This window comes from Nocardioides sp. NPDC092400 (assembly GCF_040684155.1).
Taxonomy (GTDB): domain Bacteria; phylum Actinomycetota; class Actinomycetes; order Propionibacteriales; family Nocardioidaceae; genus Nocardioides.
The window spans coordinates 1-14,248 of sequence record NZ_JBFBFJ010000004.1; the positions used below are offsets into that span (position 1 = coordinate 1).

The 14,248-nt window shown below is 74.5% G+C and carries 13 protein-coding genes and 1 pseudogene; 8 read left to right on the forward strand and 6 right to left on the reverse strand.

Annotation, left to right across the window (positions count from 1 at the left end):
* Positions 1–231: pseudogene (locus tag AB0N29_RS13745) on the forward strand (alanine dehydrogenase); the annotation flags it as partial.
* A 95-nt stretch (positions 232–326) separates the two neighbouring features.
* Complete coding sequence (locus tag AB0N29_RS13750) at positions 327–1,457, forward strand: hypothetical protein (RefSeq protein ID WP_364867496.1); 1,131 nt, start codon at positions 327–329, stop codon at positions 1,455–1,457.
* Positions 1,458–1,487: 30 nt separating this feature from the next.
* On the opposite strand, the gene AB0N29_RS13755 is transcribed toward AB0N29_RS13750, so the two are convergent.
* Entirely contained in the window at positions 1,488–2,093 is a 606-nt protein-coding gene (locus AB0N29_RS13755; RefSeq protein ID WP_364867498.1) for a GNAT family protein, read from the reverse strand.
* The gene (locus AB0N29_RS13760) at positions 2,086–2,484 is read right to left on the reverse strand and encodes a hypothetical protein (RefSeq protein ID WP_302268774.1); all 399 of its coding nucleotides are present in this window, start codon (positions 2,482–2,484) and stop codon (positions 2,086–2,088) included. Before AB0N29_RS13760 ends, AB0N29_RS13755 begins: the two co-directional genes overlap by 8 nt.
* Before the next feature lie 37 nt (positions 2,485–2,521).
* Between AB0N29_RS13760 and AB0N29_RS13765 the strand changes: the two genes are divergently transcribed.
* From AB0N29_RS13765 to AB0N29_RS13775, 3 genes are read left to right on the forward strand one after another with little or no spacing between them, the layout of a single operon-like run.
* Complete coding sequence (locus AB0N29_RS13765) at positions 2,522–3,856, forward strand: lactate 2-monooxygenase (RefSeq protein WP_302268772.1); 1,335 nt, start codon at positions 2,522–2,524, stop codon at positions 3,854–3,856.
* 13 nt (positions 3,857–3,869) lie between these two features.
* Positions 3,870–5,066 carry a YibE/F family protein gene (locus AB0N29_RS13770; RefSeq protein WP_364867501.1) on the forward strand — a complete coding sequence of 399 codons (1,197 nt, stop codon included), beginning with the start codon at positions 3,870–3,872 and terminating at the stop codon, positions 5,064–5,066.
* A 14-nt stretch (positions 5,067–5,080) separates the two neighbouring features.
* Positions 5,081–6,772 (forward strand): DUF429 domain-containing protein, encoded by a 1,692-nt coding sequence (locus tag AB0N29_RS13775; protein WP_302268770.1) that lies wholly within the window; start codon positions 5,081–5,083, stop codon positions 6,770–6,772.
* 156 nt (positions 6,773–6,928) lie between these two features.
* Here the strand turns inward: AB0N29_RS13775 and AB0N29_RS13780 are convergent, their stop codons facing one another.
* On the reverse strand, positions 6,929–7,924 hold the full coding sequence (locus AB0N29_RS13780; RefSeq protein WP_302268769.1) for an LLM class F420-dependent oxidoreductase: 996 nt from the start codon (positions 7,922–7,924) through the stop codon (positions 6,929–6,931).
* A gap of 48 nt (positions 7,925–7,972) precedes the next feature.
* Entirely contained in the window at positions 7,973–8,740 is a 768-nt protein-coding gene (locus AB0N29_RS13785; protein WP_364867504.1) for a hypothetical protein, read from the reverse strand.
* A 42-nt stretch (positions 8,741–8,782) separates the two neighbouring features.
* On the opposite strand from AB0N29_RS13785, the gene AB0N29_RS13790 reads away from it, so the two are divergent.
* Positions 8,783–9,286, forward strand: a complete 504-nt coding sequence (locus AB0N29_RS13790) for a DUF664 domain-containing protein (protein ID WP_364867507.1) — start codon at positions 8,783–8,785, stop codon at positions 9,284–9,286.
* Here the strand turns inward: AB0N29_RS13790 and AB0N29_RS13795 are convergent.
* Entirely contained in the window at positions 9,264–10,553 is a 1,290-nt protein-coding gene (locus AB0N29_RS13795; RefSeq protein ID WP_364867509.1) for an MFS transporter, read from the reverse strand. The genes AB0N29_RS13790 and AB0N29_RS13795 overlap by 23 nt on opposite strands.
* Before the next feature lie 70 nt (positions 10,554–10,623).
* Between AB0N29_RS13795 and AB0N29_RS13800 the strand changes: the two genes are divergently transcribed.
* Complete coding sequence (locus tag AB0N29_RS13800; RefSeq protein ID WP_302268765.1) at positions 10,624–11,121, forward strand: DUF427 domain-containing protein; 498 nt, start codon at positions 10,624–10,626, stop codon at positions 11,119–11,121.
* A gap of 30 nt (positions 11,122–11,151) precedes the next feature.
* On the opposite strand, the gene AB0N29_RS13805 is transcribed toward AB0N29_RS13800, so the two are convergent.
* Positions 11,152–12,216, reverse strand: a complete 1,065-nt coding sequence (locus AB0N29_RS13805) for a glycoside hydrolase family 6 protein (RefSeq protein ID WP_364867512.1) — start codon at positions 12,214–12,216, stop codon at positions 11,152–11,154.
* Positions 12,217–12,300: 84 nt separating this feature from the next.
* On the opposite strand from AB0N29_RS13805, the gene AB0N29_RS13810 reads away from it, so the two are divergent.
* Positions 12,301–14,238, forward strand: coding sequence for a M3 family metallopeptidase (locus AB0N29_RS13810; protein ID WP_302268763.1), 1,938 nt, complete (start codon positions 12,301–12,303; stop codon positions 14,236–14,238).
* The last annotated feature ends 10 nt before the right edge of the window (positions 14,239–14,248 follow it).

The following is a 14,248-nucleotide window of genomic DNA, read 5'->3' on the forward strand; positions in this document are numbered from 1 at the left end:
TGCGTGGCGAACATGCCGGGGGCGGTGCCGAACACCTCGACGTATGCGTTGACCAACGCGACGTTGCCCTACGTGGTGGCGCTGGCCGACAAGGGCTGGGCGCGGGCGTGCCGGGAGGACGCCTCGCTCGCGCTGGGCCTGAACACCCGTGCGGGGCGGCTGACCAACGCCCCGGTCGGGCAGGCCGTCGGGATCGACGCGGTCGCGCTCGACGAGGTGCTGGCCGGCTGAGCGCCCGCGGGGGCGGGGTCGCGGTCGACCGGCGAGCCGAAGGTCACATACCGACGGTCTGTCGCCGCCGAGACTGTTGAACTACGTTCAACAGCATGCGTCAGCGTGCCGTCTCCGTCCTCGTGGGTCTCGTCGGACTCGCTCTCGGCAGCGCCGCCCTCGCCGTCCCGTCGTACGCCGAGCCGGCCGTCCGCCCGGCGCCGGCCCGGGTGACCGAGGTGGCGGGGCCGGGCGCCCCGGCCGTCAGGCCCGCGCGGGTGGTGAGCCGGCCGGTGGAGTTCGACGTCAGCAACGCGAACGAGACGTCGGCACTGTGCCTCTCGGACAACCAGGCGCACGTGCTGCGCGGCCGCCTGGTGGGTCCGCGACGAGCGGTGGCCGGGGCCGGCGCGAAGGTCAGCGTGAACGTGCTCGTGCACGACGCCGGCACCGGCGCGTGGTTCTGGAACCTCCGGCGGGTGCCGGGCGTGGACTACGCGACGAGGCTCGCGCGCCGCGGGGAGACCTCGCTGGTGCTGGACCGGCTGGGCTACGACCGCAGCCCACTGGCCGACGGCAACGCGACCTGCCTGGGAGCGCAGGCGACGATGCTGCACCAGGTCGTCCAGCACCTCTACTCGGGTGTCTACCGCTTCGCCGACCGGTCCCACGAGGACGACCAGCCCCCGCACGCCACCCACGTCGTGCTGCACGGGCACGGGACCGGCGCGACCCTCGCCCAGCTCGAGGCCGCGGAGTTCGACGACGTCGCCGGGCTGGTGCTGATGTCGGCCCCGACCGCGACCCCGACCGCGCTCGCCGTCCGCGAGGCCGCCGACCAGCTGGCGCGGTGCCTCGGCGGCGGCGGCTACTCCGAGCACGGCGCGAGCGCGGCGGACTTCCGTCGGCTGCTGTTCGCCTCGGCGACGGCGCGGGTGCGCTCGCTGGCGACCGCGAAGCGGAACCCGACCCCGTTCGGCGACGTCTCCAGCCTGCTGGCCGCGGTCGGCTCCGCGACGGTGACCGCCGGCCGCGTCGAGGTGCCCGTCCTGCTTCTCACCGGCGACCGCGACACCCGGGTCCGACCCCTGTCGCAGCGGGCCGCGGAGCGGCTGTTCGCGACGAGCGAGCGGGTCACCGCGCGCACGGTCGCGGGTGCGGGCAGCGCGCTGCCCCTCGAACGACGGGCTGGCCGGGTGCGCTCGACCGTGCTGCGCTGGCTGGGCGACGTGCGCCCGACGCTCTGAGACGGGCCCGAGCTGCCCGGCCGGCTGTGGTCAGCGGCGCGCGGCGTGCCACTCCTCGGCGAGGACGGCGTACCCGTAGCTGTCCAGCCACCGCCCGGAGCGGTGCAGGGCGTCGGCGACGGCATGGGTCTCCCGGCGCATGCCGAGGCGCTCCATGATCCGCCAGGACGCGGTGTTGTCCGCGAAGCACTCGGCGGTCACCCGCCGCAGCCCCAGGTCCTCGAAGCAGATCCGCAGCAGCTCGGCCGCCGCCTCGGTCGCGAGGCCGCGGCCGGCGTGGTCGGGGTGCAGCACCCAGCCCAGCTCCGCCTGGACGGCGAGCGCCTGCTCGCCGACCTCGGCCTGCGCCCAGGCGTCGGTGATCCGCAGCATCAGGTCGCCGACGACGACGCCGTCGAGCTCGAGGACCAGCAGGTGCTCGAGCCGTTCGTGACGCGCGAGCTCCGCGGCGTACGACGCCCGGTCGGGCACCCCGGCGGTGAGCCACTCGTGCGCCGACGGGTGGCGCCGTACCTCCCAGAGCGCCGCGGCGTCCCCGGGCACGGCGCGGCGCAGCACCAGGCGCTCGGTGCGACGCGGCCAGGCGACGGCCGCGAGGTCGACCGGCCGGCGGGCCGCGGCGGGCCGGTCAGCCACGGGAGCGGCGGCCCAGCAGCCCGCCGCCGAACAGCGCCCACAGCACCAGGAGGGGCTGGAAGAAGAGGCGCACGAGCCGCTTGGTGTCGGTGTCGAGCCCGAAGGCGTCGGTGCCCTCGACGTACTGGGCGACGTTGCCGGGGAAGATCACGACGTAGAACGCCGCGAGCAGGGCGCCGACCAGCCGGCGGTGCCGCGGCAGCGCCACGAACGCCGCGCCGAGACCGATCTCGACCACGCCGGAGCCGAGGACGGTGAGGTCCTCGTCGACCGGGAACCACCCGGGCACCTGCGCCTGGAACTCCTCGCGCTGGCTGGTCAGGTGCAGCACCCCCGCGCCCACCATGATCGAGCCGAGCGCGACACGGGCGACGGTGGAGGCGAGCGGCATGGGCCGAGACTAGCCAGGCCCTGGAACACTGAGCGGCGTGAGCGACACGGGACAGACGACGTTGCACGAGGTCGGCCGGATGGCGGAGCGCGCGGTGGAGGCCGCGACCAGCGTCGGGCGCGAGGTCCAGGCGCGGATCTACCGCGAGGGCGTCTTCGGCCGCCGGCCGGTCGTCCCGGTCGAGCCCGCTGCGCTCGAGGCCGCGGCGCAGCGGCGGATGAGCGCCGAGGCGTGGTCGTACGTCGCCGGCGGCGCCGGCCAGCAGCGGACCGTGCGGGCGAACACCGACGCGTTCGACCGCCACCGGATCGTGCCCCGGATGCTGGTCGACGTCGAGGAGCGCGACCAGTCCGTCGAGCTGTTCGGCCGCCGGCTGCCCTCGCCGTACCTCCTTGCCCCCATCGGCGTCCTCGAGATGGCCCACCGCGAGGCCGAGCACGCCGTCGCGCGGGCCGCGCGGTCCCTCGGCGTCCCGATGGTCCTCTCCACCCAGGCGTCGGTGCCGATGGAGGAGGTCGCCGCCGACCTCGGGGCGTCGCCGCGCTGGTACCAGCTCTACTGGTCCAAGGACGACGGCGTCGTCGACTCCTTCGTCCGGCGGGCCGAGGAGATCGGCAGCGACGCGCTCGTCGTCACCCTCGACACCCACGTGCTGGGCTGGCGCACGCGCGACCTGGACCTGGCCTACCTGCCGTTCGCGCGGGCCGAGGGCATCGCGCAGTACACCAGCGACCCGCACTTCCGCTCCCTCGCCGAGGCCCGCGCGGCGAACCCGCCCGCCGTCGAGGGCACGCAGCCGCGCCCCACGCCGGCGGCGGTGCGTGCGCTGCTGTCGATGACGCGGCACTACCCGGGCCGGTTCCTCGACAACCTGCGCTCGCCGGTGCCCCGGGCCGCGGTCGAGACCTTCCTCGACGTCTTCTCCCGCTCCTCGCTGACCTGGGAGGACATCTCCTACCTGCGCGAGCGGACCTCGCTGCCGATCGTCCTCAAGGGCATCCAGGACCCCCGCGACGCCCAGCTCGCCCTCGAGCACGGCGTCGACGGCATCGTGGTGTCCAACCACGGGGGCCGGCAGGTCGACGGCGCGATCGCCTCGCTCGACGCCCTCCCGCAGGTCGTCGACACCGTCGGCGGCCGGGTGCCGGTGCTCTTCGACAGCGGCGTGCGCAGCGGGGCCGACGCGTTCAAGGCGCTGGCGCTCGGCGCGCAGGCGGTGCTCGTGGGCCGGCCGTGGGTCTACGGGCTCGCGCTGGGCGGCGAGGCCGGGGTCCGGGCGGTGATGGAGCACCTGATGGCCGAGCTCGACCTCACGATGGCGCTCAGCGGCGTCACCGACGTCGCGGGCATCACCCGCGACCTGCTCGCCTGAGGGCGGGCCGGGGATGGGTGGTCGGCACACGGCCGGGCCGGCGCAGGGGCACGGGCACGGGCACGGAGGGCACGGGCCGCACGCGGAGGTCGACGTACGTCGCGGTGCGCGGGCCGTCCTGCTCGGTGCGCTGGCGGTGGCCGGCGTCCTCGCGCTGATCGGGCTCGCGATGCTGTGGCCGGACCGCGCGGAGGCCGACCGGCTGCGTGAGGAGGTGTCGTTCCAGGGGCCGGGGGTGTCCTTCGTCGACGCCACGCTCCGCTCGGTCGAGGACACGACCGCGTCGGTCACCCTCGAGAGCGGACCCGAGGAGGGCAGCCGGCGCAGCGTCGGCCTGCCGCCGGAGGTCGCCGGGCTCGACCTCGAGCCGGGCGACAGCCTGCGGCTGCAGGCGGCCGAGACGGCCGACGGCGGCTACGAGTACACCTACTTCGGCACCGACCGCGAGACGCCGCTGTGGCTGCTCGCCGGGCTGTTCGTGCTCGTCGTGCTGCTCGTCGCACGCTGGCGCGGCCTGCTGGCGCTGCTCGGCCTGGGGTTCGCCGGCCTGGTGCTGCTGGGCTTCGTGCTGCCGGCGCTGCTCACCGGGGAGCCCGGGCTCGCCGTCGGCCTGGTCGCCTCCACGCTGATCATGGTGGTGGTGCTGTACACGACCCACGGCTTCTCGCTGCGCACCAGCGCCGCGCTGGCCGGCACGCTGGTCGGGCTCGCGCTGACCGCCGGCCTGGGCCTGGTCGCCACCCGTGCCACCCGGCTGACCGGCTTCGGCAGCGAGGAGGCCGGGTTCCTCACGACGTACATCGGTGGCCTGGACCTGCAGGACGTCTTCACCTGCGCGCTGGTCGTCGCGGGCCTCGGCGTGCTCAACGACGTCACGATCACCCAGTCCTCCGCGGTCTGGGAGCTGCGCGGCGCGGCACCCGAGCTGGGCCGGCGGCGGCTGTTCCTCAGCGGCATGCGCATCGGGCGCGACCACATCGCCTCGACGATCTACACGATCGTCTTCGCCTACGCCGGCACCGCGCTCGTGCTGATGATGGTGCTCTCGCTCTACGGGCTGTCGATCGGCGAGCTGCTCGCCACCGAGGAGATCGCCCAGGAGGTGGTCCGGACGCTGGTCAGCAGCACCGGCCTGGTGCTCGCGGTCCCGGTCACCACCGCGATCGCCGTCTGGACCGTGCCGGGTCCGGTCCGGATGTCGTCGCGGTAGGGCAGGCTGACCGCGTGCACCACATCGGGATCGACCTCGCCTGGGGCGAGCGGCAGCCGACCGGTCTCGCCGTCCTCGACGAGGACGGTGCGCTGGTGCACGTCTCGGCGGTGCGCACCGACGACGAGATCGCCGAGCGGCTCGCGCCGTACGTCGACGGGCCGTGCCTGGTCGCGATCGACGCCCCGCTGGTGGTGCGCAACGAGACCGGCTCCCGCCCGGCCGAGAAGGCGCTGACCCGCGACTTCCGGCGCTTCGAGGCCGGCTGCCACCCCTCGAACCTCTCCAAGCCCGAGTTCCGCGACGGCCCCCGCGGCGCGCGGATCTGCAAGCGGCTGGGCCTGGACATGGACCCGCGCTCGGGTCGCGCGCGGCGCGCGATCGAGGTCTACCCGCACCCGGCGACCATCGTGCTCTTCGGGCTCGGCCGCACGCTGAAGTACAAGGACAAGCGCGGCCGCGACGTCGAGCTGCTCCGCGGCGAGCTGCTCACGCTGATGAAGCACGTCGAGTCGGTCGTGCGCACCGAGGAGACCTGGGCCGCGCTGCGCCACGCGGTCGAGACCGCGACCCGCAAGAGCGAGCTGCGCGTGGTGGAGGACCAGGTCGACGCGGTCGTGTGCGCCTACGTCGGGCTGTTCGCCGACCGCTTCCCCGACCGGACGACCGTCTACGGCGACCTCGCCGAGGGCTACATCGTCACCCCCGCCCTCCCCGACGGCAGCGCGTCGATCCGCGCGGCGATCCAGACCTACGCCGCGGAGCACGCCGACCTCTCGCTCGCCGGGGAGCAGGCCGTCGCACTGGTGACCTCGATCCTCGACGAGGCCGGCATCAACTACCTCTCGGTCACCGGTCGCACCAAGTCGGTCGCGTCCTTCGCCGAGAAGGCCGGCCGGGTCCGCGACGGGGAGCCGATGTACCCCGAGCCGCTCACCGACATCACCGACCAGCTCGGCGTCCGGGTGATCACCTATGTCCAGGACGACGTCGAGACGGTGGCCGGCCTGCTGGCCGACCAGGTCGTCGTCCACGACGACCGCGACATGGGCCAGCAGACGGCCGACGAGGGCCGGTGGGGGTACGCCTCGCGCCACCTGCTGGTCGCCCTCGACGCCGCGCGCGAGTCGCAGGCGGCGTACGCCGGGCTCCGCGGGCGGGTCGCGCAGGTCCAGGTGCGGACGGTGGTGCAGCACGCGTGGGCGGAGTTCGAGCACGACATCCGCTACAAGGGGTCGGTGCCGGCCGAGCACGCCTCGGAGTTCGACCGCCGCTTCACCCTCGCCGCGGGCCTGCTCGAGCTGGCCGACCGGGAGTTCTCCTCCATCCGCGAGCGGCTCCGCGCCGAGCCCGCCGCACCCACCCCCACCGTCGACGACGACCCGCGGCTGGACCCCCGCGAGCTCGCCGCGTTCCTCGCCGGTCAGTACGCCGACGCCGGCTGGTCGCGCACCGACCACTACGCCTGGATCTCCGGCCTCCTCCTCGAGCTCGGCATCACCTCGCTCGACGAGCTCGCCGACGTCCTCCGCCCGACCACGGCGCTCGGGCTCAACGAGCGGATGGACTACCGCTACCCGCCCGGCGCCGTCCGCCGGCTCGACGACGCGCTGCTCGCCGTCTTCGGCGAGCGGTACGTCGACCTGCACGGCAACGCCCACCGGGCGCCGCTGCTGCGGCAGCGGCTGGAGAAGCTGCGCGGCTGAGAGTCGCCGCCGGTCGCGGCCGGTCGGAGGCCGTGCGCCGGCCTCGGGGGCGACCTTGCCGGGGCAGTCCGGCGCTTAGCGGGGCAGATCTGCCCCGGTGAGCGAGGGAGTCACCGGTTCACCGGGGACCCCTGCAGGGCCGCCCCGCACCCCGGCCTACGACGACGGCGCCGCAGCCCGCAGCTTCTCGAGCAGCGGCAGCGCGGCGTCGGTGAGGAACTGCTCCTGCAGGGCGTCGCCGACCTGGACGAGGGCGATGTCGGTGAAGCCGGCCTCCCAGAACGCCGAGACCGACTCGACGATCTTGTCGAGGTCGGGGCCGCAGGGGATGGACTCCGCGACGTCCTCGGGGCGGACGAACTGCGTGGCGCCGGCGAAGCCGGCGGGGGTGGGGAGGTCGGAGTTGACCTTCCAGCCACCGGCGAACCAGCGGAACTGCTCGTGGGCCAGCGCCACCGCGGCGTCCTCGTCGGGGCCCCAGCAGATCGGGATCTGCCCGACCGCGCGGGCGCCGCCGGACCCGATCTTCGGCGCACCGTCGACGCTGTTCCAGCCCTCGATGAGGTCCTTGCGCGGCTCGGTGGCGACGAGGTGGTCGGCCAGCGGCGCCATCTGCTCGAGGCCGCGCTCGCCGGCGACGGCCACGCCGATCTGGACGGGCTCCTCGGGCAGGTCCCAGACCCGGGCGGACTCGACGTCGAAGTGCTGCCCGCGGTAGTCGACGAGCTCGCCGGTGTGCAGCGCGCGGATGATCTCGATGGCCTCGCGCAGCATTTCCTGCCGGGGGCCGATCGCCGGCCAGCCGGCGCCGACGACGTGCTCGTTGAGGTTCTCGCCGCTGCCCAGGCCGAGGGTGAAGCGGCCCTCGGCGAGGATCTGCAGCGTCGCGGCCTTCTGCGCGACGACGGCCGGGTGGTAGCGAAGCGTCGGGCAGGTCACGTACGTCATCAGGCCGACCCGCTCGGTGGCCTGGGCGACCGCACCGAGCGTGGTCCAGGCGTACGGCGCGTGGCCCTGCTCGGTCAGCCACGGGGAGTAGTGGTCGCTGGAGACCTCGAAGTCGAAGCCGGCGGTCTCGGCCGCCACGGCGTACTTCACCAGCTCCCGCGGTCCGCTCTGCTCGGTCATCAGGGTGTAGCCGAAGCGCGTCATGCCCCAGCGGTACCCAGCCGCGCCGACGAGCGACGCGGCGCGAGGGGATCAGTCGGGGGCGTCGTCGTCCTGCTGCTCCTCGACCTTCTTCTTGATCCGGCCCATCCCGGGCAGGTTGAGGACGAGCTCGCTGAGCTCCTGGGTCACCTCGAGCATCGAGTGCATGTCGGGTGCGACGCTGTCGAGGCGGTGCAGCAGCGGCATGACGTCCTCGTGCAGCGCCTTCTCCAGCGCCGGCAGCTTGTTCACCATGCCGACGACGGCGTCTACCTCCGCCGGCGTGGTCGTCTCGGCCAGGCGGGTCAGCACCGGCTCCAGCGCCTCGAGCGAGGGCTCGAGGCGCTCGGCGAGGTCGAGCATCCGCCCGACCGCGCCCTCCTCGACGCGGCGGAGCAGCACGTCGGCCCGTTCCCGCACGTCGTCGAGGCCGCCCATCGCGCGCTCGCCCTTGTCGGCGATCCGCTGCGCCTGGTCCACGACGTCCACCGCGCGCCCGCGCACCTCGTCGACGCCGCCGATCACCGTGTCGGCCCGGCCCCGGATCTCGTCGACCCCGTCGATGGACGCGCTCGCGCGGACCCGGATCTCGTCGACGCCCGCGACCAGCTCGTCGGCCCGCGCCCGGATGCCGTCGACGTCCTCGACGATCGACTCGACGCGCGCGACCAGCGCCTGCACGCGAGCGAGCAGCCCCCCGGCCTGCGCGAGCAGGTCCTCGGCCCCGCCGAGCAGGTTCGCCGCCCGCGGGGCGACGGCCATCGCCTGCTCGACGAGCCAGCGGACGTCGCGGGGACCGGGGACCGACGGGAGCCTCATGTGACGGCCGGTACCCCCAGCGGCGACGTACCGTCGGTAGGCATGACTCCCGCAGACCTGTTGAAGGACGCCTTCGGGCGCATCGTCGAGAGCGGTACGGCGGTCGTGGACGGCCTGACCGACGACCAGCTGACCCGCCGGCCGGCGCCGGACGCCAACCCGATCGCGTGGCTGGTCTGGCACCTGGCCCGCGTCCAGGACGACCACGTGGCCGACGTGGCCGGACAGGAGCAGGTGTGGACCGCCCAGGGGTTCGCGGAGCGGTTCGACCTGCCCTTCGACGACGGCGCCACCGGCTACGGGCAGGACGCCGAGGCCGTGGGCCGGGTCCGCGCGCCGGCGGACCTGCTGGCGGCGTACCTCCGCGCGGTGCACGAGCAGACGGTGGCGTTCCTCGACACGGTCGGCCCCGACGACCTCGACCGGGTCGTCGACGACAGCTGGGACCCGCCGGTCACCCTCGGCGCGCGCCTGGTCAGCGTGGTCGACGACGACACCAAGCACCTCGGCCAGGCGGCGTACGTCAGAGGGTTGCTGGGCGCGTGATCCGGTAGCGGACGAACGACGGCACCGCCAGGGCCGCGACGACGGTGCCGACGACGACCAGCACGCCACCGCCGGCGGCGGCCGCCGCGGTCCCGACGGCGGTCGCAGCGGCACCGTGCGCCACGTCGGCGACGCGCGGCCCGCCGGCCACCACGACGATGAAGACGCCCTGCAGCCGGCCGCGCACCGAGTCGTTCGCGGCGGCCTGCAGCATCGAGGTGCGGAACGCCGCGGAGGCCATGTCGGCGGCACCGCCCAGGACGAGCATCAGCAGCGCCACCACGAGCATCGGCTCCCGCCAGCGGTCGGCGAGCCCCACGGCCAGGCCGAACCCGGTCATCGCGCCGCCCCACACGACGATGCACCAGACGACCGCCCGGCCCTGCCGCTCGACCCGCGACACCCAGCCGCTCAGCACGCCGCCGACCACCGCGCCGGCGGGGATCGCGGCGAACAGCGCCGCGAAGACCAGCCCGCCCTCGTCGGGGCCGCCGAAGTCGAGGTGCGCGATCTCGGGGAACAGCGCCCGCGGCATGCCGAAGACCATCGCGACGATGTCGACGACGAAGGACATCAGCAGCACGGGGTGCCCGCGCAGGTAGGCCAGCCCCTCGACGACCGACCGCAGCCCGGGCGCGCCGGCGACGGCGTCGAGCACCGGCAGCGCCGGGAGCCGCACCACCGCTCCCAGCGTCGCCAGGAGCGTGAAGGTGTCGATCAGGTAGAGCCACTCGAAGCCGAGGACCGGGATGAGCGCGCCGGCGACCAGGGGCCCGGCGATCGCGCCGGCCTGGAAGACGGTCATGTTCAGCGAGTTCGCCGCCGGCAGCAGCTCGGCGGGCAGGAGCCGGGGCAGCAGCGCGCTGCGGGTGGGCTGGTTGACCGCGAAGAACGCCTGCTGCACCGAGAACAGCGACAGCAGCACCCACACGCCGACCCCGCCGGCCGCGGCCTGCAGCCAGAACAGGCCGCTGGTCACGATCAGTCCCACCGTGGTGACCACCAGGATCGTGCGGCGGTCGAAGACGTCGGCCAGCGCGCCGCCGTACAGGCCGAAGACGACGAGCGGCACCAGCCCGAAGAGCCCGGTCAGCCCGACGTACGCCGAGGAGCCGGTCTCCTGGTAGATCTGCGCCGGCACCGCCACGACGGTGAGCTGCGCGCCGATCACCGTGATGATGTTGGCGACCCACAGCCGACGGAAGTGCTCGTCGCGCAGGGGGCGGGTGTCGGCGAGGAGCCCCCGCAACCGTGCTGCCGTTGCCACGGGGCGGAAACCTACGCCCGGCCGCGGCGGCGCCCGGCGACGGGTGGGCCGCCGGGCTACCGTCGAGCACGTGCGACGACCCGTGCCGGAGAAGCCAGGGCCGGGCCAGGAGTCGGTGTGGGACTACCCGCGTCCGCCCCGGCTCGAGGCCACCACCGCCCGCCTCGAGGTGGTGCTCGGCGGGGTGACCGTCGCCTCGACCACCCGGGGGTGGCGGGTGCTGGAGACCAGCCACCCGCCGACGTACTACCTGCCGCGCGCGGACTTCGTGGCCGGGTCGCTGCGGGCGGCGGAGGGGTCGAGCACCTGCGAGTGGAAGGGCCGGGCGGCCTACCTCGACCTGCTCGGCGGTGGCCGCACCGCCCCCGGGGCGGCGTGGACCTACCCCGACCCGACCCCGGCGTTCCGCGACCTCGCCGACGCGCTGGCGGTGATGCCGTCCGCGGTCGACTCCTGCTGGGTCGACGGCGAGCGGGTGCTCCCCCAGCCGGGCGGGTTCTACGGCGGCTGGATCACCTCGGCCGTGGTCGGGCCGTTCAAGGGGGACCCGGGCACCTGGGGCTGGTGAGCCGCTGCCCCGGCGGGGCCGGGCGCGGGCTCAGCAGGTGGGGGACTCGCCGAGGCCGAGCAGCCGGTCGGCGAGCAGGTCGCACCACTGGCCCGACCCGGGGCCACCGTTGACCGGACCGTCGGACTCGCCGGGGTGCTTGACCCACAGCCGCCCGTCGAGGGCGCCGTCGAAGACCAGCTTCGGGGCCCGGCCCACCCGCGCCCAGGTCGGGTTGATGACGTCGCCGGCCACGGGGTCCGCGGCACCGTTGCGCGAGGTGTCGACGACCTGCTTGACCCCGGTGACGCCCAGCCCGGCCAGGTCGGCGCGGAGCTGGGCGCCGTACGCCAGCTCGTCGCGGAGGCTGCGGAAGTTCGACACGTTCGTGGCGATGCCGCGCGCCAGGGCCACCCCCGCCTGCTTGAGCAGCAGCGCGCGGCCGTCGTAGGGCCGCCAGTCGCTGTGCCCGGCGTCGAGGTAGACCCAGGCGCCGGCCGTGCTCAGCTTCTTGACCGCGAAGCGCAGCAGCGAGACGCGGTCCGCGACGTCCTCGCAGCCGGGGTCGCCGATGAACGGGATCGCGTCGGGCTCGAGCACCAGCAGCGGCTTGCTGCCCTTGACGCCGGCGGCGACCTGCTTGACCCAGACGCGGTACGCCGCCCCGTCGGCCGCGCCGCCGGCGGAGTGCTGGTCGCAGTCGCGGTCGGGGATGGAGTAGACGACGAGCACGGGGGTCTTGCGGGCCTCGGCGGCCATGCCGACGTACTCCTCGACGACCGCGCGGACGCGGTCGGTGGGGTAGTACTCGATGCCGAGCCACAGCGCCTGGGACTTCCCCGCGATCTTCGTGTAGCGCGAGCCCTGCCCGAAGACCGGCATCCGCCGGTCGACGAAGAGACCGCGCGTCTTGCGGGGGTCCTTCCTCGCGACCGCAGGGGCCGCCGCCGGCGCCTTGTCCGGTGCCTTGTCCGGTGCCTGGTGGACCGCGTCGCGGTCGGCGGGCTGCGAGCTCGCCGGGCTCGCCAGCCCGGTGAGGCCGACGAGCGGGGTCGCGCCGAGCGCGAGAGCGGCGAGGAGGGCAGCCGTTCGGGCGCGCAGGGACGGGCGGAGCATTGCCCCAGGGTAGGTGCGCAGGCCACCTCGCCGGGGCGGAACGGCCCAGCCGGTGGCGTCGGCCGCCGGGCCTACCATCGGCGCGTGACCTCACCGCTGCCCTCCTCGCCGACGCCGCTCGAGCTGCCCGACGCCGACTCCGCCGAGGCCTGGCTGGCCGCCCGCACCGAGGACGGGCTGGCCCGGGCACGCGCCCTGGTCGAGGAGCTGCGCGCCGACCCGCCCACCGACCCGGTGGCCGCGCTCGAGCAGTGGGACGCGGTGACCCGCCTCCTCTCGGGAGTCGCGGCCGCAGGCTCGCTGTTCGGCAACGTCCACCCGCTCGAGGCGGTCCGCGACACCGGCGACCGGGCCGAGCAGGAGGTCGCGAAGCTCGCCACGGAGCTCTCCCAGGACCGCGCGCTCCACGACGCCTTCGCCGCGCTGGACCCCTCCGGTCTCGACGAGCAGGCCGCCCGGCTGCTCACCAGGACGCTCGAGGACTTCCGTCGCGCCGGGGTCGACCGGGACGACGCGACCCGGGCCCGGATCGCCGAGCTCGACGACCGGCTGACCGAGCTCGACCAGGCCTTCTCGCGCGGCATCCGCGACGACGTCCGGTCGATCCGTGTCGCTCCGGAGCGCCTCGCCGGCCTGCCGCAGGACTGGCTGGACTCCCACGCCCCCGACGAGGACGGGCTGGTCACCGTCACCACCGACTACCCCGACGTGGTCCCGGTCCGGACGTTCTGCCACGACGCCGACGTGCGCCGCGACATCGCCGTCGAGTTCCTCCAGCGCGGCTGGCCGCAGAACGACGAGGTGCTGCGCGAGCTGTTCGCCCTGCGCCACGAGCGCGCGACGCTGGTGGGCTACGACTCCTGGCCGTCCTACGACGCGGCCGTGAAGATGATCGGCTCCGGCGCCGCGATCCCGGAGTTCATCGACCGGATCGCCGAGGCCGCGCGCGAGCCGGGGGAGCGCGACCTGGCCCTGGTGCTCGACCGGCTGCGCCGGGACCGGCCCGAGGCCGACGCGCTCACCGCCGTCGACTCCGCCTACTACGAGGAGCTGGTCCGCAAGGAGCAGCTCGAGGTCGACGCCCAGCTGGTGCGGACCTACTTCGAGTTCGCCAAGGTCCGCCAGGGCCTGCTCGACGTGACCGGCCGGCTCTTCGGCCTGCACTACGAGCCGGTCCCCGACGCGCCCGTCTGGGCGCCCGACGTCACGGCGTACGACGTCACCTCGGCCGTGGACGGCTCCGCCGTCGGGAGGATCTACCTCGACCTCCACCCGCGCGAGGGCAAGTACGGCCACGCCGCGCAGTTCACCCTCGTCGACGGCGTCGCCGGTGAGCAGCTGCCCGAGGGCGTCCTGGTCTGCAACTTCTCCCGCGGCCTGATGGAGCACGACCACGTCGTGACGCTGTTCCACGAGTTCGGCCACCTGGTGCACCACGTGCTCGGCGGCCACGGCCGGTGGGCGCGGTTCGCGGGCGTCGCCACCGAGTGGGACTTCGTCGAGGCGCCGAGCCAGATGCTCGAGGAGTGGGCGTGGGACGCCGAGGTCCTGCGCTCCTTCGCCACCGACGCGGCCGGCGAGCCGATCCCCGCCGACCTCGTCGAGCGGATGCGGAGGGCCGACGACTTCGGCAAGGGCACCTTCGCGCGGGTGCAGATGTTCTACGCCGCGATGTCCTACTGGTTCCACGCCGAGCGGCCCGACGACCTCACCGCCCGGATGGTGGAGCTGCAGGAGCAGTACTCGCCGCTGCGGTGGATCGAGGGGACCCACATGTTCGCCAGCTTCGGCCACCTCGGCGGCTACTCCTCGGCGTACTACACCTACATGTGGTCGCTCGTGATCGCCAAGGACCTCTTCAGCGCCTTCGACCCCGCGGACCTGTTCGACCCCGAGGTGGCCGGGCGCTACCGGGACCGCGTGCTGGCGCCGGGCGGCGCCAAGGACGCCGCGGACCTGGTCGAGGACTTCCTGGGGCGGCCCTACACCTTCGACGCGTACGCCGCCTGGCTGGCCCGGTAGCCGCCCGGTC